This is a genomic window from Actinomadura keratinilytica (assembly GCF_039539665.1).
Taxonomy (GTDB): domain Bacteria; phylum Actinomycetota; class Actinomycetes; order Streptosporangiales; family Streptosporangiaceae; genus Spirillospora; species Spirillospora keratinilytica.
Genome location: NZ_BAABDO010000041.1, coordinates 26,280 through 47,814, shown reverse-complemented (window position 1 = coordinate 47,814; position 21,535 = coordinate 26,280). Strand labels below are relative to the sequence as shown.

The 21,535-nt window shown below is 74.8% G+C and carries 19 protein-coding genes; 12 read left to right on the top strand and 7 right to left on the bottom strand.

Going from position 1 to position 21,535, the window contains the following annotated elements; genetic code table 11:
- From ABD879_RS15610 to dacB, 9 genes are all read left to right on the top strand, one after another.
- The coding region (locus tag ABD879_RS15610; RefSeq protein ID WP_345022039.1) for a DHH family phosphoesterase at window positions 1-1,128 on the top strand (1,128 nt) is incomplete at its 5' end.
- Window positions 1,125-2,009 (top strand): tRNA pseudouridine(55) synthase TruB, encoded by an 885-nt coding sequence (gene truB / locus ABD879_RS15605; protein ID WP_345022037.1) that lies wholly within the window; start codon window positions 1,125-1,127, stop codon window positions 2,007-2,009. The genes ABD879_RS15610 and truB, both read left to right, overlap by 4 nt.
- 161 nt (window positions 2,010-2,170) lie before the next feature.
- Window positions 2,171-3,121, top strand: a complete 951-nt coding sequence (locus ABD879_RS15600) for a bifunctional riboflavin kinase/FAD synthetase (RefSeq protein WP_345022035.1) — start codon at window positions 2,171-2,173, stop codon at window positions 3,119-3,121.
- Window positions 3,122-3,392: 271 nt separating this feature from the next.
- The gene (rpsO, locus tag ABD879_RS15595; RefSeq protein ID WP_345022033.1) at window positions 3,393-3,662 is read left to right on the top strand and encodes a 30S ribosomal protein S15; all 270 of its coding nucleotides are present in this window, start codon (window positions 3,393-3,395) and stop codon (window positions 3,660-3,662) included.
- A 317-nt stretch (window positions 3,663-3,979) separates the two neighbouring features.
- The gene (locus tag ABD879_RS15590; protein ID WP_345022045.1) at window positions 3,980-6,331 is read left to right on the top strand and encodes a polyribonucleotide nucleotidyltransferase; all 2,352 of its coding nucleotides are present in this window, start codon (window positions 3,980-3,982) and stop codon (window positions 6,329-6,331) included.
- Between the two features lie 135 nt (window positions 6,332-6,466).
- Complete coding sequence (locus ABD879_RS15585; RefSeq protein ID WP_345022043.1) at window positions 6,467-7,792, top strand: M16 family metallopeptidase; 1,326 nt, start codon at window positions 6,467-6,469, stop codon at window positions 7,790-7,792.
- 47 nt (window positions 7,793-7,839) lie between these two features.
- Entirely contained in the window at window positions 7,840-8,580 is a 741-nt protein-coding gene (dapB, locus tag ABD879_RS15580) for a 4-hydroxy-tetrahydrodipicolinate reductase (RefSeq protein ID WP_345022031.1), read from the top strand.
- Window positions 8,580-9,161 (top strand): transglutaminase-like domain-containing protein, encoded by a 582-nt coding sequence (locus tag ABD879_RS15575; RefSeq protein WP_345022041.1) that lies wholly within the window; start codon window positions 8,580-8,582, stop codon window positions 9,159-9,161. The genes dapB and ABD879_RS15575 overlap by 1 nt, the downstream gene beginning before the upstream one ends.
- A 23-nt stretch (window positions 9,162-9,184) precedes the next feature.
- The gene (gene dacB / locus ABD879_RS15570) at window positions 9,185-10,717 is read left to right on the top strand and encodes a D-alanyl-D-alanine carboxypeptidase/D-alanyl-D-alanine endopeptidase (RefSeq protein WP_345022029.1); all 1,533 of its coding nucleotides are present in this window, start codon (window positions 9,185-9,187) and stop codon (window positions 10,715-10,717) included.
- Between the two features lie 6 nt (window positions 10,718-10,723).
- Here dacB and modA read toward each other — a convergent pair whose 3' ends face one another.
- Window positions 10,724-11,506, bottom strand: coding sequence for a molybdate ABC transporter substrate-binding protein (gene modA, locus ABD879_RS15565; protein WP_345022027.1), 783 nt, complete (start codon window positions 11,504-11,506; stop codon window positions 10,724-10,726).
- Window positions 11,507-11,671: 165 nt separating this feature from the next.
- Between modA and ABD879_RS15560 the strand changes: the two genes are divergently transcribed.
- A complete protein-coding gene (locus ABD879_RS15560) occupies window positions 11,672-12,367 on the top strand; it encodes a uracil-DNA glycosylase (RefSeq protein WP_345022025.1) in 696 nt (231 codons plus the stop codon).
- Window positions 12,368-12,420: 53 nt separating this feature from the next.
- Here ABD879_RS15560 and ABD879_RS15555 read toward each other — a convergent pair whose 3' ends face one another.
- From ABD879_RS15555 to ABD879_RS15535, 5 genes are all read right to left on the bottom strand, one after another.
- Window positions 12,421-13,287, bottom strand: coding sequence for a 1,4-dihydroxy-2-naphthoate polyprenyltransferase (locus ABD879_RS15555; protein ID WP_345022023.1), 867 nt, complete (start codon window positions 13,285-13,287; stop codon window positions 12,421-12,423).
- A 61-nt stretch (window positions 13,288-13,348) separates the two neighbouring features.
- A complete protein-coding gene (locus tag ABD879_RS15550; RefSeq protein ID WP_345022021.1) occupies window positions 13,349-15,064 on the bottom strand; it encodes an MFS transporter in 1,716 nt (571 codons plus the stop codon).
- A gap of 55 nt (window positions 15,065-15,119) precedes the next feature.
- Complete coding sequence (locus ABD879_RS15545; RefSeq protein ID WP_345022019.1) at window positions 15,120-15,677, bottom strand: GNAT family N-acetyltransferase; 558 nt, start codon at window positions 15,675-15,677, stop codon at window positions 15,120-15,122.
- Window positions 15,678-15,730: 53 nt separating this feature from the next.
- A complete protein-coding gene (locus ABD879_RS15540) occupies window positions 15,731-16,300 on the bottom strand; it encodes a CGNR zinc finger domain-containing protein (protein WP_345022017.1) in 570 nt (189 codons plus the stop codon).
- Between the two features lie 84 nt (window positions 16,301-16,384).
- Window positions 16,385-17,782 carry an aminotransferase-like domain-containing protein gene (locus ABD879_RS15535; protein WP_345022015.1) on the bottom strand — a complete coding sequence of 466 codons (1,398 nt, stop codon included), beginning with the start codon at window positions 17,780-17,782 and terminating at the stop codon, window positions 16,385-16,387.
- A 28-nt stretch (window positions 17,783-17,810) separates the two neighbouring features.
- On the opposite strand from ABD879_RS15535, the gene ABD879_RS15530 reads away from it, so the two are divergent.
- Window positions 17,811-18,734 (top strand): DMT family transporter, encoded by a 924-nt coding sequence (locus ABD879_RS15530; RefSeq protein ID WP_345022013.1) that lies wholly within the window; start codon window positions 17,811-17,813, stop codon window positions 18,732-18,734.
- On the opposite strand, the gene ABD879_RS15525 is transcribed toward ABD879_RS15530, so the two are convergent.
- Window positions 18,655-19,821, bottom strand: a complete 1,167-nt coding sequence (locus tag ABD879_RS15525) for a hypothetical protein (protein ID WP_345022011.1) — start codon at window positions 19,819-19,821, stop codon at window positions 18,655-18,657. The genes ABD879_RS15530 and ABD879_RS15525 overlap by 80 nt on opposite strands.
- 635 nt (window positions 19,822-20,456) lie before the next feature.
- Between ABD879_RS15525 and ABD879_RS15520 the strand changes: the two genes are divergently transcribed.
- Window positions 20,457-21,440 (top strand): glycoside hydrolase family 18 protein, encoded by a 984-nt coding sequence (locus ABD879_RS15520; RefSeq protein WP_345022009.1) that lies wholly within the window; start codon window positions 20,457-20,459, stop codon window positions 21,438-21,440.
- The last annotated feature ends 95 nt before the right edge of the window (window positions 21,441-21,535 follow it).

Below are 21,535 nucleotides of genomic sequence, written 5' to 3'. Positions count from 1 at the left end.
GCCGCGCCGTGCGCGCGGCCGGGCGGCGGCGAGCCCGGCCGGAGTGAACACGGCCGCGAGCACGGCCGCGCAGAGCACGGCCGCGGCGACGCGCCGGCCCGCTGGTCCGGCCCCGACTGGGACCGCGCGGTCGAACTGATCGGCAAGGCCGACGAGATCTGCCTGGCCTGCCATGTGACCCCCGACGGGGACGCGCTGGGTTCGATGCTGGCGCTGGCGCTGGCGCTGCGGTCCCTGGGCAAGCGGGTGCTGGCCTCGTTCGGCGAGCCGTTCACCGTCCCGACGAGCCTGCGCTTCCTGCCCGGCCAGGACCTGCTGGTCGAGCCGTGGCGGATGCCCGCCGCCCCGCAGCTGATGATCGCGCTGGACACCGCGGCGGCGGACCGGCTGGGATCGCTGGCGCCCCGGGTGCGCGCCGCCGCCACGCTGATCGTCCTGGACCACCACGCGTCCGGCGGCGGGTTCGGCGTCCGCGGGCCCGAGCAGGTCCGGCTGGTGGACCCCGAGGCGGCGGCCACCGCCATGCTGGTGGACGAGCTGATCCGGCTGCTGCGCGTCCCGCTCACCCGCGACATCGCCCTCGGCCTGTACGCGGGGCTGGCCAGCGACACCGGCTCGTTCCGGTACCGGTGCACCACGCCCGCCGTGCACGCGATGGCGGCGCGGCTGCTGGAGGCGGGGGTGCGCCCCGACGAGGTGAGCCGCGAGCTGTGGGACCGCGCGTCGTTCGGCTACCTGCAGGTGCTGGCGGGCGCCCTCGGCCGGGCCCGGCTGGACCGCGACGCCGCGGGCGGCCTGGGCCTGCTGTGGACGGCGATCAGCCGGGACGACCGGACCGACCGCGGCGTGCCCTACGACCAGCTCGAAGGCGTCATCGACCAGCTGCGGCGGGCCGACGACGCCGAGGTCGCGGTGGTGTGCAAGCAGACCGACGACGGCGACTGGTACGTCTCCACCCGGTCCCGGGGCCGGGTCGACGTGGGCGGCGCGTGCGGCGAGCTCGGCGGCGGCGGGCACCGCACCGCCGCGGCGTTCACCGCCACCGGCGAGCCCGCCGACACCATCGACCGGCTGCGCGCCGTGCTGCGCGGCCCCGGCGACCAGCGCGACCACGGGGGGACGGGGTGAGCGACCGCACGCGGATCTCGGGGCTGGTCGTCGTCGACAAGCCCGCCGACTGGACCAGCCACGACGTGGTCGGCCGCATGCGGCGGCTGGCCGGCACCCGGCGGGTCGGGCACGCCGGCACCCTCGACCCGATGGCCACCGGCGTGCTGGTGGTCGGGGTGGGCGCGGCGACCCGGCTGCTGGGGCATCTGGCCCTGACGGAGAAGGCCTACGACGCCACGATCCGGCTCGGCCAGACCACCAACACCGACGACGCCGAGGGCGAGATCACCGCCACCGCCTCGGCCGCGGGCGTCACCGACGAGGCCCTGCACGCCGGGGTGGCGGCGCTCACCGGGCCGATCAGCCAGGTGCCGCCGCAGGTCAGCGCCATCAAGGTGGACGGCAAGCGCGCCTACCGGATGGCCCGCGAGGGCAGGCAGGTGGCGCTGGCGGCCCGTCCGGTGACGGTGCACGCGTTCACCGTCACCGCCGTGCGCCGCCACGGCGACCTGGTGGACGTGGACGCGTCGGTCACCTGCTCGTCCGGCACCTACATCCGGGCGCTGGCCCGCGATCTGGGCGCCGCGCTCGGCTGCGGCGGCCATCTGACCGCGCTGCGCCGCACCCGCGTCGGCCCCTACGACCTGGCCATGGCCCGCACCCTGGACCAGCTCGCCGAGAAGCTGGAGGTCATGCCGATGGCCGAGGCGGTGGCGGCCGCGTTCCCGCGCCGGGAGGTGTCGGCCGACGAGGCGCGCAAGGTCGTGCACGGCGGGCGGCTGCCCGCGGCGGGCCTGGGGCCGGGGCCGGTCGGGGTGTTCGCGCCCGACGGGACGCTGCTGGCGCTGATGGAGGAGCAGGGCAGGGTCGCCAAGCCGCTGGCCGTGTTCGCCCCCTAGCGGTGCGTCCGCCTTTGTTGCCTCCGAGTAAACTTCGTCGCGGTCCGGCGGGTTTCGCGTCATGAGGCGGCCCCCTCGGTCGTGCGGCGGGGCGGCGCATGGCAGTCTGTGATGCGACAGGGAAGACCGGGCAGGCAGGTTCCGACGCAGGGGAGTGCATGGTGCGGCGCTGGCATGGCCTCGACGAGGTTCCCGCCGACTGGGGCAGGTCGGTCGTCACCATCGGCGTGTTCGACGGCGTCCACCGGGGGCACCAGCGGATCGTGGGCCGGGCCGCCGAGCTGGCCCGCGAGCGCGGGCTGCGGTCGGTGGTGATCACTTTCGATCCGCACCCCGACGAGGTGGTCCGCCCCGGCACCCATCCGCCGCTGCTGGCGTCCACCGCGCGCCGCATCGGCCTGCTGGAGGGCCTCGGCACCGACGCGGTGGTCGTGGTGCCGTTCACGCTGGAGCTGTCGAAGGTGCCGCCGGACGAGTTCGTCCAGTCGGTGCTGGTGGACCGGCTGCACGCGGCGCACGTGATCGTCGGCGAGGACTTCCGGTTCGGCCACAAGGCCAAGGGCGACGTGGCGCTGCTGCGCGAGCTGGGGGAGAAGTACGACTTCACCGCCGAGGGCATGCCGCTGGTGGCCGACGGCGACACGATCTCCTCCACCTCCATCCGCGCCCGGCTGGAGCAGGGCGACGTCGAGGGCGCCGCGCACGCGCTGGGCCGCCCGCACCGCGTGGAGGGCGTGGTGGTGCGCGGGCACATGCGCGGCCGCGCGCTGGGCTTCCCCACCGCCAACCTGGAGACCCAGCCGCACACCGCGATCCCCAGCGACGGCGTCTACGCCGGGTGGCTGGTGGGCGACTCCGACCGGTATCCGGACTTCCGCTGGCCCGCCGCGATCTCCATCGGCACCAACCCCACGTTCGAGGGCGGCGGCGAGCGCACCGTGGAGGCGTACGCGCTCGACCGCGACGACCTGGACCTGTACGGCGAGCACATGGCCGTGGACTTCCAGGCCCGCCTGCGCGACACGCTGAAGTTCGACTCGGTCGAGGCGCTGATCGAGCAGATGCACCGGGACGCGGAGCGCACCCGCGAGATCACCGCGGACGCGACGTAGCCCCGGCGGCCGCGCGGTCCGCGGCGCCGCGCAGGGGCCGTCCGGGCCCTGCGAGGGCCGTACGGGGCGAAGCGGGGCGATCACCATCCGTCAAGGGGCGGAGGTCGGTGCACAAGCCGGGCATGGTACGGTGAAGAGTCGCCGGAACCATACCGGCCGGTGGGCTGCACCCTCATGCGGCTCGCCCCCTTTATTCCTGAACGCATCATGCGGACCCGGACGCCCGGCGGGGCGCGGGATCTGCGGATGACGATCTCATTGAAGGAGCCACGTGCCGCTCGACACCGCTACCAAGCAGAAGATCATCGCCGAGTTCGCGACCACTGAGGGTGACACCGGATCCCCGGAGGTCCAGGTCGCGCTGCTGACCAGGCGGATCAACGACCTGACCGAGCACCTCAAGGAGCACAAGCACGACCACCACAGCCGCCGCGGCCTGCTGCTGCTGGTCGGCCAGCGTCGCCGGCTCCTGAAGTACCTGCAGAACAAGGACATCAACCGCTACCGGCGGCTGATCGAGCGCCTCGGTCTGCGCCGTTAGGACGGTGGGGGGAGCGGCTCGCTCGGGGCCGCTCCCTCCGACTATTCGCCCCCGGCGGGTGTGAACCGCCCGGGGCCGGACAACTGAAGACAGAAGAGAGCCTCGCGGACTTCCCCCTGGTGCGGGCCGGTCCTCGGTAGTGGCTCCCGGATCATGCCTCCGCCGGAGACGGGTGGCGGCGCGCGAGAACGTGGGAGATCCGGGCGCTTCGATCGAAGACCGGCACAGCGCGACATCCACGGGAACCGGGCCGCGAGGGCGCACGAGAAACCAAGGAGATTCCCGTGACCGAGATTCCCGTGAGCCAGGGCGCGCGCATGGAAGGGGCGCACAGCTCCGCGGCCGTGATCGACAACGGTCCGCTCGGCACCCGCGTCGTCCGGTTCGAGACCGGCCGGCTGGCCCGCCAGGCCGCCGGCTCGGCCGTCGCCTACCTCGACGACGAGACGATGGTGCTGTCGGCGACCACCGCGTCCAAGAAGCCGAAGGAGAGCCTGGACTTCTTCCCGCTGACGGTGGACGTCGAGGAGCGGATGTACGCCGCCGGGCGCATCCCCGGCTCGTTCTTCCGCCGCGAGGGCCGCCCGTCCGAGGACGCCATCCTCACCTGCCGGCTGATCGACCGGCCGCTGCGCCCCTCGTTCGTCAAGGGGCTGCGCAACGAGATCCAGATCGTCGCGACGGTCCTGGCGCTGCACCCCGACCACCTGTACGACGTGGTCGCGATCAACGCCGCGTCGCTGTCCACCCAGCTGGCCGGGCTGCCGTTCTCCGGCCCGATCGGCGGCGTGCGCGTGGCGCTGATCGACGGCCGCTGGGTCGGCTTCCCCACCCACCCCGAGCTGGAGCGGGCCACCTTCGACATGGTGGTGGCCGGCCGGGTGCTGGAGGACGGCGACGTCGCGATCATGATGGTGGAGGCCGAGTCCACCCGCGACACCCTGGCCCTGGTGGCCGAGGGCGCCGTGGCCCCCACCGAGGAGACGGTGGCCGAGGGCCTGGAGGCCGCCAAGCCGTTCATCGCCGCGCTGTGCAAGGCGCAGTCCGAGCTGGCCGCCAAGGCCGCCAAGCCCGTCGCCGAGTACCCGCTGTTCCCCGACTACCAGGACGACGTGCTGGAGGCGGTCAACGCCACCGTGGCCGCCGAGCTGGCCGAGGCGCTGACGATCGCCGACAAGCAGACCCGCGAGAACCGGCTGGACGAGATCAAGACGTCCGCGCTGGAGAAGCTGGCCCCCGACTTCGAGGGCCGGGAGAAGGAGATCCCCGCCGCGTTCCGCGCCGTGACCAAGCGGCTGGTGCGCGAGCGGATCATCCGCGACGGGGTGCGCATCGACGGCCGCGGCGTCAAGGACATCCGCAGCCTGGCGGCCGAGGCGCACGTGATCCCGCGGGTGCACGGCTCGGCGCTGTTCGAGCGCGGCGAGACCCAGATCCTGGGCGTGACGACGCTGAACATGCTGCGCATGGAGCAGACGATCGACACGCTCAACCCCGAGCGCACCAAGCGCTACATGCACCACTACAACTTCCCGCCCTACTCCACCGGGGAGACCGGCCGGGTCGGTTCGCCCAAGCGCCGCGAGATCGGGCACGGCGCGCTGGCCGAGCGCGCGCTGATCCCGGTGCTGCCCAGCCGCGAGGAGTTCCCGTACGCGATCCGGCAGGTGTCGGAGGCGATCGGCTCCAACGGCTCCACCTCGATGGGCTCGGTGTGCGCGTCCACCATGTCGCTGCTGGACGCGGGCGTGCCGCTCAAGGCGATGGTGGCCGGCATCGCGATGGGCCTGATCCACGAGGGCGGCGAGTACGTCACGCTGACCGACATCCTCGGCGCCGAGGACGCCTTCGGCGACATGGACTTCAAGGTCGCCGGCACCCGCGATCTGATCACCGCGCTGCAGCTGGACACCAAGCTGGACGGCATCCCCGCCCAGGTGCTGGCCGCGGCGCTGCGCCAGGCCCGGGGCGCGCGGCTGGCGATCCTGGACGTGATGGCCGAGGCGATCGAGGAGCCCGCGGAGCTGAGCCCGAATGCGCCGCGGATCATCACCATCAAGGTCCCGGTCGACAAGATCGGCGAGGTGATCGGCCCCAAGGGCAAGATGATCAACTCGATCCAGGACGACACCGGCGCCGACATCACCATCGAGGACGACGGCACGATCTACGTCGGCGCCACCGACGGCCCGTCCGCCGAGGCCGCCCGGCAGGCGATCAACGCGATCGCCAACCCGCACATGCCCGAGGTGGGCGAGCGGTACCTGGGCACCGTCGTCAAGATCACCGCGTTCGGCGCGTTCGTGTCGCTGCTGCCCGGCAAGGACGGCCTGCTGCACGTCTCGCAGATCCGCAAGCTGCACGGCGGCGCCCGGATCGAGAACGTCGAGGACGTCATCAAGGTCGGCGAGAAGATCCAGGTCGAGGTGACCGAGATCGACCAGCGCGGCAAGCTGTCGCTGGTGCCGGTGGAGGTCGTCGAGCGCGAGGCCGCCGAGCGCGAGCAGGCCGCGGACCGCGGCGGGTACGGCGACGCCGCCGCGGCCGAGGACGCCGAGTCCGCCGCGGACGGCGGCCCGGCCCAGTCCGAGGGCGGCGAGCGGCGGCGTCCGCGCCGGCGTCGCACCCGCCGCGGTGGAGGCGACGACGCGGCCCAGCGCAACACCTGACCGTACGGGGGACTTCCCCCGCTGGAAGTCATGACCGACCGGCCCGCCCCATAGGCTTGGGGTTCGGCCGGTCGGCCCGTTTGGACCCGGCGTGAGGCGCCGGATCGTCCGCCCCGAGTGAATGCGAGCGACGACGTGACCCTGGCGGCGAGGGCGCAGGAGCCCGGAACGACCCATACCATCCACCCCGGCAGCGACGGTTCCGGTCCGGTCAAGCGGACGGTGCTGCCCGGCGGTCTGCGCGTGGTGACCGAGTCGATGCCGACGGTGCGGTCGGCGGCGTTCGGCATCTGGGCGGCCGTCGGCTCCCGCGACGAGGCCCCCGCCGACGCGGGCGCCAGCCACTACCTGGAGCACGTGCTGTTCAAGGGCACCGAGCGGCGGTCGGCGCTGGAGATCTCCGCCGCGGTCGAGGCGGTCGGCGGCGACCTGAACGCCTTCACCGCCAAGGAGTACACCTGCTACTACGCGCGGGTGCTGGACTCCGACCTGCCGCTGGCCGCCGACGTGGTGTGCGACATGGTGGCGTCCTCGCTGAACCGGCCCGAGGACGTGGAGGCCGAGCGCGGCGTGATCCTCGAAGAGATCCACATGCGCGACGACGACCCCGGCGACCTGATCCACGACGAGTTCGCCGCCGCGCTGTACGGGGACGGGCCGCTGGGCCGCCCCATCCTGGGCACGGTCGAGTCGATCAACGCGCTGACCCGGGACCGCATCCACGGCTACTACCGCGAGCGCTACGTCCCGCCGAACCTGGTGGTGGCGGTGGCGGGCCGGGTCGACCACGACGAGGTCGTCCGGCTGGTGCAGGAGGCCTACGCCGACCGGCTGACCGGCGACGCCCTGCCCAGCCCGCCCCGGCTGGGCGGCGAGCCGGTCCCGGTGTCCCCGTCGGTCCGCGTGCTGGACAAGGACACCGAGCAGGCCCACCTGGTGCTCGGCGGCGTCGGCGTCGCCCGCGGCGACGACCGCCGGTTCGCGCTGGGGGTGCTGAACGCGGCGCTGGGCGGCGGGATGTCGTCGCGGCTGTTCCAGGAGGTCCGGGAGAAGCGCGGCCTGGCGTACTCGGTGTACAGCTACACCTCCCAGTACGCCGACAGCGGCGTGTTCGGCGTGTACGCCGGCTGCCAGCCCGGCAAGGTCGACGAGGTGCTGTCCATCTGCCGGGACCAGGTCGCGGCGGTGGCCGAGCGCGGGCTGACCGACGAGGAGCTGGCGCGCGGCAAGGGGCAGCTGCGCGGCGGCATGGTGCTGGGCCTGGAGGACACCGGTTCGCGGATGAGCCGCATCGCCAAGAGCGAGCTGGTGTACGAGTCGCTGCTGGCCGTCGACGAGGTGCTGGCCCGCATCGACGCGGTCACCCCCGACGACGTGCGCGAGGTGGCCCGGGACGTGCTGGCCGGGCCGCAGGCCCTCACCGTCATCGGCCCGTTCGGCGACCGCGATTTCACCCTCTGAGCTGGGGCTGGGATAGGCTCGGTGACCGGTCCGAACAGGAGGAGAACGTGATCAAAGTCGGGGTGCTGGGCGCGCGCGGGCGCATGGGCGCCGAGGTGTGCCGGGCCGTGCAGGGCGCGGACGACATGGAGCTGGTGGCCGCCGTCGACCAGGACGACGCGCGCGACCCGCTCGCCGCCGCCGACGTCGCGGTCGACTTCACCCATCCCGATGCGGTCATGGACAACGTGCGCTGGTGCGTCGAGCACGGCCTGCACGTGGTGGTCGGCACCACCGGGTTCGACGCGTCCCGGCTGGACACCGTGCGGTCCTGGCTGGCGGCGCACGGCAAGGGCAACGTGCTCATCGCCCCCAATTTCGGCATCGGCGCCGTGCTGATGATGCACTTCGCGCAGAAGGCCGCCCCGTTCTTCGAGTCCGTCGAGATCATCGAGCTGCACCACCCGAACAAGGCGGACGCGCCGAGCGGCACCGCGCACCGCACCGCCGAGCTGGTCGCGGCGGCGCGCGGCGAGGCGGGCACGGGCCCCTCGCCGGACGCCACCACCGCCGAGCTGACGGGCGCGCGGGGCGCCGACGTCGACGGGGTGCGGGTGCACGCCGTCCGCCTGTCCGGCCTGATCGCGCACCAGGAGGTGCTGCTCGGCGGGCACGGCGAGGTGCTCACCGTCCGGCACGACTCGATGAACCGCGAGTCGTTCATGCCGGGCGTGCTGCTGGGCGTCCGCTCGGTCGCGGGGCTGCCCGACCGGCTCACCGTGGGCATCGAGTCGCTGCTCGGGCTGTGATGCGCTTCGCCGGGGAGCCCTGGGACTACCTCGCCGCGGACGAGGTGATCGACCACGAGCATCCGGTCGTGCAGCAGGTCGCGTCCGAGCTGCGCACCGGCGACGACGTCGCCTACGCGCACGGCGCGTTCGAGTACGTCCGCGACCGGGTGACCCACTCCATGGACGCGGGCGACCGCCGCGTCACCTGGCGCGCGTCGGACGTGCTGAGCGAGGGCACCGGCCTGTGCTACGCCAAGGCGCACGCGTTCGTGGCGCTGCTGCGGGCGGGCGGCGTCCAGGCGGGGCTGTGCTACCAGCGGCTGCGGGACGGCGACGGGTTCGTCGTGCACGGGCTGGCCGCCGCGCTGATCGACGACCGGTGGGTGCGGCTCGACCCGCGCGGCAACAAGCCGGGCATCGACGTGCGGTTCTCCGCCGACGAGGACGCCCTGGCCTTCCGCCCCGACCCGGCGCTGGGCGAGGAGGACTACCGCACCGTGTACGCCGCGCCGCACCCCGCCGTCCTGGACGTGCTCAGAAGCCACGACGACTGCGTGGCGATGTGCGAGAACGGGCGCCTGCCTTCCGCGCTGGAGTGACGTTGCGTCGCTAGGCTTTCGCCATGCGTAGCGTTCCGTTCGCCGCCGCGGCGGCTGCCGTGGCGGCCGTCACCGCCGCCGCCACACCGGCGGCCGGTGCCGTCGCGGCCGGCCCGCACGGCCTCGGGGGCGACATCGACGCCATCCTCGCCGACCCGCGCCTGGCGGGCGCCGGGGTCGGCGTCGCGGTGCGCGACGCGCGGACGGGCCGGACCCTGTACGAGCGGGGCGCCGACAGGCCGCTGGTGCCCGCGTCCAACCAGAAGCTGCAGACCCTCGCGGCCGCGTTGGATGCGCTGGGCCCCCGGTACCGGTTCCGCACGACCGTCGCGTCCGGGCCCCGCAGCGGCGGGCGGGTGCACGGCGACCTGTACCTGAAGGGCACCGGCGACCCGACGCTGCTCCCGCGCGACTACCGCCGCCTGGCCGGGGCGGTGGCCGCGGCGGGGATCCGGCGCGTGGAGGGCAGGCTCGTCGCCGACGACACCCACTTCGACGACCGGCGGCTGGGGGACGGCTGGGAGGCCGACGACGAGCAGTACGCCTACGCCGCCCAGGTGTCGGCGCTGACGCTGTCCCCGGACCGGGACCTGCACGCCGGGGCGGTGCGGGTGGACGTCGCCGCGACGCGTCCGGGTGCGCCCGTGCGCGTCGCGCTGCGGCCGCCGACCCGCTACCTCACCGTCGACAACCGGGCCAGGACCGGCAGGCCCGGGACGCGGTCCACGCTGTCGGTCACCAGGCCGCGCGGCACCACCGTCATCCGCGTCACCGGCCGGTATCCGGCGGGCGGGCCCGCGCTGCGGCGGCTGCGCAGCGTCCACGAACCCGCCCTGTACGCGGCGGCCGTCTTCCGCGCCGCGCTCCGCGCCCACGGCGTGCGCGTGGACGGCGCCACCGTGCGCGGCCGCACGCCCGCCGACGCCAGGCCGGTGGCCGTCCGCAGCTCCGTGCCGCTGGCGAGGCTGGCCGTCCCCTACATGAAGCTGAGCAACAACACCATCGCCGAGATCCTGGTCAAGGCGATGGGCCGCGAGAGGAAGGGCGTCGGGAGCTGGCCCGCGGGCCTGTCGGTGACGCGCCGCCGACTGGGCCGCCTCGGCGTGGACGCCTCGCGCCTGACGCTCGCCGACGGCTCCGGTCTGTCGCGCGCGAACCGGACGACGCCGCGGCAGCTGACCGAACTGCTGCTGCGGGTGCGCGGCGAGCCGTGGTTCCCCGCGTTCGCCCGCTCCCTGCCGGTGGCCGGGCACCCCCACCCGTGGGTGGGCGGCACGCTGGCGTCCCGGATGAGGCACAGCCCCGCGGCGGGGAACGTCCGCGCCAAGACCGGCACCCTCACCGGCGTCACCGCGCTGTCGGGCTATGTGAGGGGGCGCGGCGGGCGCCCCCTGGTCTTCTCGATCGTCCTCAACGGCTACCGTGCCCGGTCCGCGCCCAAGGACATCGAGGACAGGATCGCGATCCGGCTCGCGGGCGGGCCGCTCCTGTCGCGCGCCGCCCGCACGGCCGCCCCGCAGACGGGCCGCGAATGCTCCTGGACCGCCGCCTGCTAGCCCCTGCTAGCCCTGCGACGTCTTCGGCAGCACGAAGCCGTGCTTGTGGAACAGCGCGCGGGCGGTGGGGGTGGTGAGCCAGTCGACGAAGTCGGCCGCGTCCTGAGGGTGCGCGCTGTCCTTGACCGCGGAGGCCGGGTAGGCGGCGGTGACGTTCTGCTCGGCGGGGATCGGCACACTGCTGGTGGCGATGCCCGCCGACCGCAGGTCGGTGATGTAGACCAGCCCGGCGTCCGCCTCGCCCGTGCGGACCCGGTCCAGCACGGCCCGCACGTTGATCTCCTCGGAGCTCCACCGCACGGTCAGGTTCGCGCGGGCCAGCATCTGGCGCGCGTACCGGCCGGCCGGGACGGACTCCGCGGCGACCGCGATCCGCAGGCCGCGCCGGGTCAGGCTGGACAGGCCGCGGATGCGCCGGGGGTTGCCGGGCGCGACCGCGATCGTCATCGAGTTGTGCGCGACGACGCGGCGGGGCCCGACGAGATCGGCGGCGGCCTGGTCCATCGCCGTCTCGTCCGCGGTGATCAGCACGTCGCCGGTGTCGCGGTCCTCCAGCCGCGCGGCCATCTCCTGGGAGCCGCCGAAGACCGTCTCCAGCCGCACGTCCCGGTGCGTCTGGGTATAGGCGGTGACGAGCTCGCCGAGGACCTCGGTCAGCGACGAGGCGGCCAGCACGGTGAGCGTCCTGGGGCCGGACGAGCGGCCGCAGCCCCCCGCGGTCCCCGTGAGACAGAGCAGGACGAGGACGGCGCAGGCCACCAGGCGCCGTCGACGGGGGGTGTCGGGCATATGGCCTCATCTTAGGGATCGCTCCGGTCGCCGCCGGTGATTCGCCCCCGGTGTGTCAGTGCGCGCGGCTAGTGTGCGTGCAGGCGGATGCGCCGGACGACGGCGCGCCGGCCCGCACGCGGTCCGCGTGCGCGTGACGCAACTTCCCCCTGAACGGAGGCGTGGATGTCGCTCGACCTGATGGAGCTGCTGCCCGACGACTGGCGGAGCCGACTCGACCCGCTGGTGGACCCGGAGGTCATGGCCGGGCTCGGCGCCTTCGTGGAGCAGGAGTACGCGTCGGGCACCGTGTACCCGCCCCGGGAGGACCTGTTCAACGCGTTCCGGCACTGCCCCTACGACCGGGCGCGGGTGCTGATCCTCGGCCAGGACCCCTACCACGGGCCGGGGCAGGCGCACGGGCTGAGCTTCAGCGTCCGCGAGGGCGTGCGGCTGCCTCCGTCGCTGCGCAACATCTTCAAGGAGCTGGCCGCCGACCTGGGCGTGCCGGTCGCCAAGTCCGGCGACCTGACCCCGTGGGCCGACCAGGGCGTCCTGCTGCTCAACGCGGTGCTGACGGTGCGCGAGGGGCAGGCGGGCTCGCATGCGGGCAAGGGCTGGGAGCAGTTCACCGACGCCGCCATCCGCGCGCTGAACGACAAGACCGACCGGGTGGTGTTCGTGCTGTGGGGCGGGTACGCGCGCAAGAAGGCGCCGCTCGTCACGGGCGCGCACCACGTCGTCCTGGAGTCGGCGCACCCCAGCCCGCTCAGCGCCAAGAAGTTCTTCGGCACCAAGCCGTTCAGCGCCGTCAACAAGGCCCTCGCCGACGCGGGCCAGCCCGAGATCCGCTGGGAGCTGGCCGGGGCCGAGCAGGGCTAGCGGGCCCGGGGCGGACGGCTCACAGGGCCAGGCGGCTCACAGGGCGAGGCGGCTCACAGGGCGAGGCCGATGGCGAACAGCGCGCCGAACGCCAGCTGCAGGCGGCCGGTCTGGCCCAGCACGGGGATCAGGGCCGGGCCGGTCGCGCCGCCCATCACGGTCTGCGTCGGCGGCACCGACAGCGGCGCGGCCGGCAGCGCCAGCAGGGCCCACGGGTGCGGGGCGGCCATCGCCAGCACGATGGTGAACGGCAGGGCGGTGCACGCGGCGTACAGGATGCGGGTGCGTCGGTCGCCGAGCACGACGGCCAGGGTGCGCTTGCCGGAGGCGGCGTCGGTGGGGATGTCGCGCAGGTTGTTGACGACCAGCAGCCCGCAGGCCAGCAGCCCGACCGGCACCGCCGCCGCCCACGCCTCCCACGGCAGCGTCTCGGTCTGCACGTACACGGTGCCGACGACGGCGACCAGCCCGAAGAACACGAACACCGACAGCTCGCCGAGCGCCCGGTACCCGTAGGGGTTCTTGCCGCCGGTGTAGAACCAGGCGGCCAGGATCGCGGCGGCGCCGACCAGCAGCAGCCACCAGGTGGTCACCGCGGCCAGCACCAGGCCCGCCACGGCGGCGGCGAGGAAGCAGCCGAGGGCCGCCGCCAGCACCTGGCGGGGCGCCGCGACCTTGGAGCCGACCAGCCGCAGCGGCCCGACGCGGGCCTCGTCGGTGCCGCGGATCCCGTCGCTGTAGTCGTTGGAGTAGTTGACGCCGATCTGCAGCAGCAGCGCGACGAACGCCGCGAGCAGGGCCCGCCACCACACGAACCCGTCCTGGCCGATGGCGACCCCCGTGCCGACGGCGACGGGGACGACGGAGGCGGGCAGGGTGCGGGGCCGGGATCCGGCGATCCATTGGGAGAGCGTGGCCACGGTGACCTCTGTTCGGGGACGCTTGTCGGGGACGCTGTTTCGGGTGACGCGGTGCGCCGGTTTACCGCCTAGATTCTCGCCGATTCCGATCACCGCGTGCGCCGGGCCCGCCGCCGTCGCCCGCCGGGCCGCCGCCCGGACGCAGCCGCAGCGCCGTCACCAGGCCGAGCGTCAGGACGGCGCCCGTCGCCAGCAGCGCCTGCCGCGTCCCCGCGGCCAGGCTCTGGTCCGCCGCCCGCGCCACGTCGGCCATGCCGGGCGCGTCGTGCAGGTCGCGCGCGAACGTCCCGGCGCTGTGCCGCAGCTCGTGCACGATCACCGCCTGCCGGTCCGCGGTCAGCGGGCCCTCCTGGAGCCGGTCGGCCATGGCGTTCCCCACGCCGGTGGCGAACACCGCGCCGACGAACGCGATGCCGAGGGCGCCGCCGATCTGCCGGGAGGTGGACTGGGTGCCGGACGCCTGGCCCGCCTGCGCCCTCGGCACGTCCATCAGCGACACGTTGGTCAGCTGCGCGGAGGTCAGGCCGAGCCCCAGCCCGTACAGCAGCATCCACGGCGCCATGCCGAGCCCGCCGGTCTCCGGGCCGAGGACGACCGCCAGCGCGAGGACCGCGGCGACCTCCAGCACCATGCCGAGCTGCACGACCCGGTGCGGCCCGCCGCGCTGCGCCAGCCGCCGCGCGGCGCCGCCCGCCAGGAACGCGCCCGCCGCCAGCGGCAGGATCGCCAGGCTGATCTGCAGCGGCGCGCTGCCGTGCACGCCCAGCAGGAACAGCGGCAGCACGAACAGCAGGCCCAGCTCGCCCACGTTGACCAGGGCCAGGGCCAGGTTGCCGCGCCGGAAGCCGGGGATCGCGAAGAGCGTCAGGTCGAGCAGCACGGGGCGGCCCGCGGCGGCCCTGGCCCGTTCCACCAGCACCAGCGCCGACAGCAGCACCGCCGACAGCCCCAGCATGACCGGGACGGGCGACGGCCCGCTCTCGGACCAGTGGAACGGCCCCACCGAGAACGCCCGGGTCGCCGTCCACCAGCCGTAGGACTGGCCCTCGATCAGCCCGCACATCAGCGCGCCGAAGCCCAGCGCCGACAGCACGCCGCCCGCCCAGTCGATGTCGCGCAGCGCGCCCCGCCGTCCGGCCGTGCGCGCCGGGCGCGGCGCGCGGGTCTCCGGCATCAGCAGCAGCGCCCCGGCGGCCAGCGCGGCGCAAAGCGGCAGGTTCACGCCGAACGCCCACCGCCAGCCCGACGCGGACGCCACCGCGCCGCCCAGCAGCGGGCCCAGCGCGGCCATGCCGCTGATCAGCGCCCCGTAGAGCCCGAACGCCGCGGCCCGCTCCCGGCCGGTGAACGTCGCGTGCACCGTCGACAGGGCGGCGGGCAGGATCATCGCGGCGCCCACGCCCTGCGCGGCCCGCGCGGCGATCAGCGCCGACCCGTCCGGGGCCAGCGCGGCGGCCGCGCTCGCGGCGGTGAACACGCCCACGCCCAGCACGAACAGGCGGCGCCGCCCGAACAGGTCGCCCGCCCGTCCGGCGGGGATCAGCAGCGCGGCGAACACCAGCGCGTACACCGAGGTCACCCATTCGGCGTCGGTGCTGGTGAGGCCGAGCCCGGAGATGATCTGGGGGAGCAGGACGCTGACGATCGTGGCGTCCACCACGATCAGCGCGACGCCCAGGCTGATCACGACCAGGCCGAACCAGCGGTTGCGGCCGGTCGCACGGGCCGGCGGCTGCGCGGTCGGCGAGGTCAGGGGCGTCGACAGGGGCTCGGACATGGGCACGGCTTCCAACATAAGGGCGGGGCGGAGCGGCCCCGCACCGCCCCCGGCGTTACGGCGCGGACCGGTCCCGCGGTGCGCGGATGTCGGTGTGCAGCCGGATCTCGCGCACCGGCTCGCCCATGTCGAGGGTGCGGGACGTCCCGTCCGGCGCCCACCCGGCCGACCCGAGGAACGCGCGCATCGCCTCGTCCGCCTCGAACACCCACGTGGTCAGCGTCTCGGCGCCGTCGTCGCGCAGCAGGTCGGCGGTGGCGGCCAGCAGGCGGCTGCCGTGCCCGGCGCCGGTGTGCGCCGGATCGACCAGCAGCGCCACCAGTTCGGCGGTGCCCGGCGCGGCGTCCGGATCCTCCGACGGGCCGTGCGCGGCGAACCCCACGACCAGGTCGGACGCCACCGCCACCAGCACCCGGTGCCGCGGGCTCGGCGGCGCGGTGATCGACTCGGCCCACCGCTCGTGCCAGCGGTCGCGGGCGGCCGGGCTGGTCACCTGCTCCAGCACCGCGGCGGGCAGCAGGTCGCGGTAGAACCGCCGCCAGGCGCGGACCTGGATGTCGGCGACGGCGGCCGCGTCCGGGCGGCGCGCGGGCCGCACGCCCGCATCGGCCATGGCGTTCCGTCCTCTCCTCGCGCGTACGCGATCACGCTACCGCCCCGCGCGCGTCACGACCCCTGCGCCCGCGGGGCCGCGGCGCGGCGGCGCGCCCGGTAGGCGCGGGTCTTGGTGCGGTTGCCGCACACCCGCATGGAGCACCACGCGCGGGAGCGGTTCTTGGACGTGTCCAGGAACGCCCACAGGCACGTGTCCTGCCGGCAGACCTTCAGCCGGGGCCAGGTGCCGTCCGCGGCGGCGGCCGTCCCGGCCGCCTCGCCGACCGCCAGCCCGGCCGCCACGCCGGACCCGGCCGGCACGAGCACGGGCCGCCCGGCGGCCAGCGAGATGCGCAGCGGCAGCCGCTCCAGCACCCCCTCCAGCTCCGCGGGCGGCGGGCCGGCGGCGGGGGAGTGGTGGGCGAGCATGGCGGCGCGCAGGCCCTCGCGCAGGGTGACGGCGGCGGCGAGGTCCTGCCCGGTCGCCCGCGCCGGGCCCGCGACCAGCCCCCGGTCCTCCAGCCAGTGCGCCAGCTCGCCGGGCGTGCCGAGCCGGTCGACGCCGCGTTCCACGTCGAGCGTGTTGACGAAGTCCCGCAGCAGCAGGGCCGGGCCGGATTCCGCGGCTCGCATCTCGGCCATCTTCTCTCCTGCCCTCCGCGGCCGAGGCTACCAGGGCAGACACCGGTGTCCGTGATCGACCGGTCGCGATACGGCACCGGTCGATCAGGTCACGGCATGCAGGGCGGCCGCCAGGCGGCGGACCCCCTCGGCCAGTTCCGCCTCGGACGCGGCCGCGGCATAGCTGAGCCGCAGGTGGGGGCCGGACGGCTCGGCGGGGAAGAACGGCCGTCCCGCGCTCACCAGCACGCCCCCCTGCAGCGCCGCGTCGGCCAGCTCGACGTCGCTCGTCCCGTCCGGCAGCCGCGCCCACAGGTGGAAGCCGCCGGAGGGACGGTTGACCTGCAGCTCCGGCAGTTCGCGGCCGAGCGCGGCGAGCAGCGCGTCCCGCCGTGCCTTCAGGGCGGTGCGCACGGCGCGCAGGTGGCGCGGCCAGCCCGGCGAGCTGACCAGCTCCAGCAGCGTCTCCTGCAGCGGCCGGGCCGGGAAGAAGCCCTCGACCAGCTGGGTGGCGCGGATCCGCTCGGCCACCGGGCCGCGGGCGATCACGGCGCTCACCCGCAGGCTCGGCGCGGTGGCCTTGGTGAGCGAGGCGATGTGCACGACGCGGCCGTCGGCGTCCTGGGTCGCCAGCGGCGGCGGGCCCGGCTGGATCCCCAGGTGGCGGGCGAAGTCGTCCTCGATCACGAACGCGCCCGCGGCCCGCGCCACCGCCAGCACCTGGGCGCGGCGCTCGGCGGCCAGCACCGCCCCGGTCGGGTTGTGGAAGGTCGGCTGGCAGTACAGCGCGCGGGCGCCGGTCATCGCGAACGCCTCGGCGAGCAGGTCGGGACGCACTCCGTCGGCGTCCACCGGGACCGGCACCGGATGCAGCCCGCTCGCCCGCGCGACGGCCGTGGCGCCCACGTAGGTCGGCGACTCGACCAGCAGCGGCGCGCCCGGCGGCAGCAGCGCCCGCAGCACCGTCGTGATCGACTGCTGCCCGCCCGAGGTGATCAGCACGTCGGCGGGGGCGACGTCGCCGCCGACCGTGCGGGCGAACCAGGCGCGCAGCTCCGGCACTCCGCCCAGCGGCGGCGTCTCCCAGGCGGCCGGACGCCGGGCCGCTCTCGCCGCCGCCGCGGCGATGGCGCGCGCCGGCTGCAGCACCGGATGCAGATACCCGCCGCTCAGCGGCACCACGCCCTCGCGCGGCGGCTCCAGCAGCCACGCCACGCCGCCCGCCTCGATCGACCGGTCGCCGAGCGCGACGGCCTGCCAGCCGTGGTCGGCGGGCCCGGGCGCCTTGGTCGGACGCTCGGCGACGAAGGTGCCGCTGCCCGGACGGGTCACCACCACCCCCTCGGCGGCGAGCAGCCCGAGCGCCCGCGCCACCGTGACGGGGCTGACCTTGTGCCGGGCGACCAGGACGCGGCTGGACGGCAGCCGGGTACCGGGCCGCAGCCGCCGCGCCTCGGCACGCAGCACTTCGGCCAAGGCCGCCGCACTGCTATCCTTTTGCATGAGATATAAGGATAGCGCTACTGGCCCCGTGTCGATAGTGCCGCGCGGCCTGGGCCTGGCCGGGCTCGGCGTGCTGATCTACTCGTTCACCTTCCCGAGCACCGTCTTCGCGCTGGAGGGCCTCGACCCCTACCTGATCGGCATCGGCCGCTCCGCCGCGGCCGCCGTGCTCGCGGTGTTCGCGCTCGCCGCGGTGCGCGCCCGCCCGCCCCGCCGCGACCAGTGGCCCGCCCTGCTGGCGGTCGGCGGCGGCGTCATCTTCGGCTTCCCGGTGCTGTCCACGCTCGCCCTCGACCACGGCGCCTCGTCCGCGCACTCGGCCGTCGTGACCGGCCTGCTGCCCGCCGCCACCGCCGTGGCCGGCGTGCTGCGCGCCGGGGAACGGCCGTCCCCGGCGTTCTGGCTGGCCGGCGGCGCCGGAGCCGCCTGCGTCACCGCGTTCGCGATCGCCCGCGGCGCCGGCCGCCTCACCCCCGCCGACCTGCTGCTGTTCGGCGCGCTGGTCTCCGCCGCGATCGGCTACGCCGAAGGCGGCCGCCTGGCCCGCGACATGGCCGGCTGGCGCGTCATCTCCTGGGCCACCGTGATCTGCGCGCCGATCACCTTCCCCGTCACCGCCCACCTGCTGGCCACCACCGACCCCGACTGGACGCCCCGCACCGCCGCCGGCTTCGGATACGTCGCCCTGTTCTCCGCCTACCTGGGCTTCTTCGCCTGGTACGAGGGCCTGGCCCGGGCCGGCATCGCCCGCGCCAGCCAGCTCCAGCTGGCCCAGCCCGTCCTGACCCTGCTGTGGTCGGGCATCCTCCTCGGCGAGCTGATCGACGCCCTCACCCTGCTGGCGGCGGTCGCCGTCCTGCTCTGCGTGGCCCTCACCCAACGCACCCGCATCCGCTCGACAACCCCCACCGCAACTCCCCGCAACGACCGACCGACCCCCGCCCCAAGATGACCACCCCGCCGCTGTCATCACTCCCGTCGACGCGCGCTGGGCAGCCCGACGAGGGCCGTGTGGATGTGGTCGTCGAGTTCGGCGACGAACGGCTCGGACCGCCACGGCCGCAGCTCTTGCCGCGCCTGCCGCAGCCGCCACGCGGGCACCCTGCCCCGCGTGGCGGCCGCGAGCTCAATGCACTCGTGCAACCGTCCGGCCGCCGTCTCCGCCGCCCCCGGACCTCCGGTACGCAACGTGGCCGACGCCCGGTCGGCCGGCACGATTCGCGCGCTGGACGCTTCCCCGCGACCCCCCCGAGCGCCCGCGCCGCCCGGCCGAGCCGCTCCTCGGCGGCCTCGGCCTCGCCCAGGAACAGGCCGCAGACGCCTTCGAAACCCTCCGGCCGTCCCTTGGAGAACGTCCCGCCCATGGGATCGTCGGAGGTGTCGGTGTCGAGATCGCACCAAGCCAGGCGCAACGCGGCCCGCGCGTGGCGGTGCAGGGGAGGAGTGCTACGCGCAGCCGTCTCCGCCTGGAGCGCGTGCGCCCGTGCCCGCACGAGCCGACTCGGGCCGCTGCACGCGTCCGCCACGGCGGCATCGGCGAGGCGCCGGGCCCTGGCGATGTCGCCGGTGGCGTAGTAGACGACCATCGTCTGGCCGGTGCGGATGAGCGCACGGCGGGACGGGTCCGCACCGCCGGTGGTGCTCACCGCCTGCTCGTAGAGCGCGAGGGCCGCGCCGTCGTCATGGGTCTCGAACGCCGGCCGGGCCGCCAGGGCGTACGCGGTGCCCGCGACCCGGCGAAGCCGCGCCCGCACGGTCGGCGGCTGCTCACCGGCCGGAAGGCGCCGGCAGGCGTCGACCACCGCGGCGTGGCTCAGGTGCAGACGCACGAACGGCACCGAGCCGACCTGCGCGTCGACCGCTGCGGTGGCGGCGCCGAGCTCATCGAGCAGCGGCAGGTCGACGGTCTCCGGACGGGCGAGGGCCGCGGCGAGATGCCGCCGCGGGCGCGTACCGAGGAACGCCAGAAGGCTCGTCCCGGACTCGGTGACCGCCGCCGCCGTGAAGGAGGCCGACTCGTCCAGCCGGTCCCGGTCCACGCCCAGCGACGACAGTGCCGCCGGCAGCTCCTGGGAAGTCCGAGCCCGGGCCAAGGGCGACGGCTCCGAGAGGCGTGCGGGCGTACAGGTGGGCGAGTAGCACTCGGTAGCGCTCGTCGGGCGGGTGCTCTCCCGCCTCCCAGCGGGCGATCGTGCGTTTGATGCTCGCGGGTCGGGCCGCGGCGATGCGGGCGAAACGCAGCCGGCTCGCCAGGGAGCGCAGTTCGGCCGCCAGGTCGCCCCAGGACATGCCGCGGGCCTCGCGGAGGCGGCGGAGGGTCCGCGCGCCCTGCTGCCTGTCGGTGCTCACATCCGCAGTACATCACCGATAGTGATCAAATGGGTGCGATCAGGCGTGGAAGTCCCCGCTCGGCTGCATAGGCGAGCGTGTAGGCCGGGCCGCTGATCGCGGCGACGCTCGACCGCGTCATGGATGTCGCCGGCGAGGCGGCCCCCGGTGCGGGGCCGCCTGTCGGTGACGGAAGTTGAGCGGGCGCCATCGTTTGGCTCGCTTGTGTGGGGTCGCGCTGGAAGTCTCCGTTGTGTGATGGGGTGGGGCTTGTTGCAGATCGTCTTTGGTTAGGGGTGTGTCTGTGCGGCGGGGGCTGAGGGTGGTGTTGTGGGGGTGCGCCTATGTGCTGGGGTTGGTGGCCCTGGTGGTCGTAGGGGCGTGGACGTGGTGGCAGCCCGAGCCCAGGGCGCGGGGCACGCTGGTCAACGGGCTGTGGGCGCGACACCAGTGGGTGGGGGAGACGCACAGCGAGCAGGAGTACCGCGACCTGGCGCGGCTGCTGCGGGAGAACCGCATCACCGACGTGTTCTTCCACGCCGGGCCGTTCGAGGCCGACGGCACGGTGCCGCCCGCCAAGTACCGCAACGCGGGCAAGCTCATCGAGGCGATGCGGCGGTACGCGCCGGGGGTGCGCGCCCAGGCCTACCTGGGGCAGATCCGCAAGGTGGACGGGCACGGCATCACCGACTTGGACGACCCGGCCGTGCGCGCACGGGTGCTGGACACCGACCGGATCTTCCTGGACCTGGGGTTCGACGGCATCCACTACGACTTCGAACCCGTCTACCCGGACGACGGCGCGTTCCTCGACCTGCTGGAGCGCACCCGCGAGCTGACCCGGGCCCGCGGCCGGGTGCTGTCGGTGGCGCTGGAGCAGCCGACGCTGGTGGACGCGGCGCAGCCCGTCTACAAGAGGCTCATCCCGCGGCACGGAACCGTGCACTACCCGCCGCGGCCGACCGCGGAGTACCTGCGCGCCGTCGCCGACCGGGCCGATCAGGTGGCGATCATGACCTATGACGTGTCGCTGCCGACCGAGTCGCTGGCGGGATGGCATTTCGCCCGCCACACCCGGCGCACCCTGGAGCTGATCGGCGACCGCACGACGGTGTTCATGGGCGTCCCGACGTACCGGCCGCTCATGGACTGGGCCGAGGACCTGACGGTGGCGCTGCGGGGGGTGCGGCGCGGCCTGGACGGGCTGGAGCGCCCGCCGGCGCGGCCCTACGGGGTGGGCATCTACGCCGAGTGGACGACCGACGCGCGTGAATGGGCCCATTACCGGGCGAGTTGGCTGCCCGGAGCGTCAGGGAACGTTAGCGGTTAGGAAAGAGGGCCTCGGCGCATCGGCGGGTCGTCGGCGGGGGTCCGCCGGGAGCGGATCGGTCGGAGTGGGCAAACCTCGCAACCGGTTATCAAATT

What these genes read in the sequence shown, in the direction of transcription:
- ABD879_RS15550 (WP_345022021.1), bottom strand. Translation starts at nt 15,064, where the DNA reads ATGTCCGAGCCCCTGTCGACGCCCCTGACCTCGCCGACCGCGCAGCCG.
- dacB (WP_345022029.1), top strand. Translation starts at nt 9,185, where the DNA reads ATGCGTAGCGTTCCGTTCGCCGCCGCGGCGGCTGCCGTGGCGGCCGTC.
- ABD879_RS15560 (WP_345022025.1), top strand. Translation starts at nt 11,672, where the DNA reads ATGTCGCTCGACCTGATGGAGCTGCTGCCCGACGACTGGCGGAGCCGA.
- modA (WP_345022027.1), bottom strand. Translation starts at nt 11,506, where the DNA reads ATGCCCGACACCCCCCGTCGACGGCGCCTGGTGGCCTGCGCCGTCCTC.
- ABD879_RS15590 (WP_345022045.1), top strand. Translation starts at nt 3,980, where the DNA reads ATGGAAGGGGCGCACAGCTCCGCGGCCGTGATCGACAACGGTCCGCTC.
- ABD879_RS15545 (WP_345022019.1), bottom strand. Translation starts at nt 15,677, where the DNA reads ATGGCCGATGCGGGCGTGCGGCCCGCGCGCCGCCCGGACGCGGCCGCC.
- ABD879_RS15575 (WP_345022041.1), top strand. Translation starts at nt 8,580, where the DNA reads ATGCGCTTCGCCGGGGAGCCCTGGGACTACCTCGCCGCGGACGAGGTG.
- ABD879_RS15535 (WP_345022015.1), bottom strand. Translation starts at nt 17,782, where the DNA reads ATGCAAAAGGATAGCAGTGCGGCGGCCTTGGCCGAAGTGCTGCGTGCC.
- ABD879_RS15540 (WP_345022017.1), bottom strand. Translation starts at nt 16,300, where the DNA reads ATGGCCGAGATGCGAGCCGCGGAATCCGGCCCGGCCCTGCTGCTGCGG.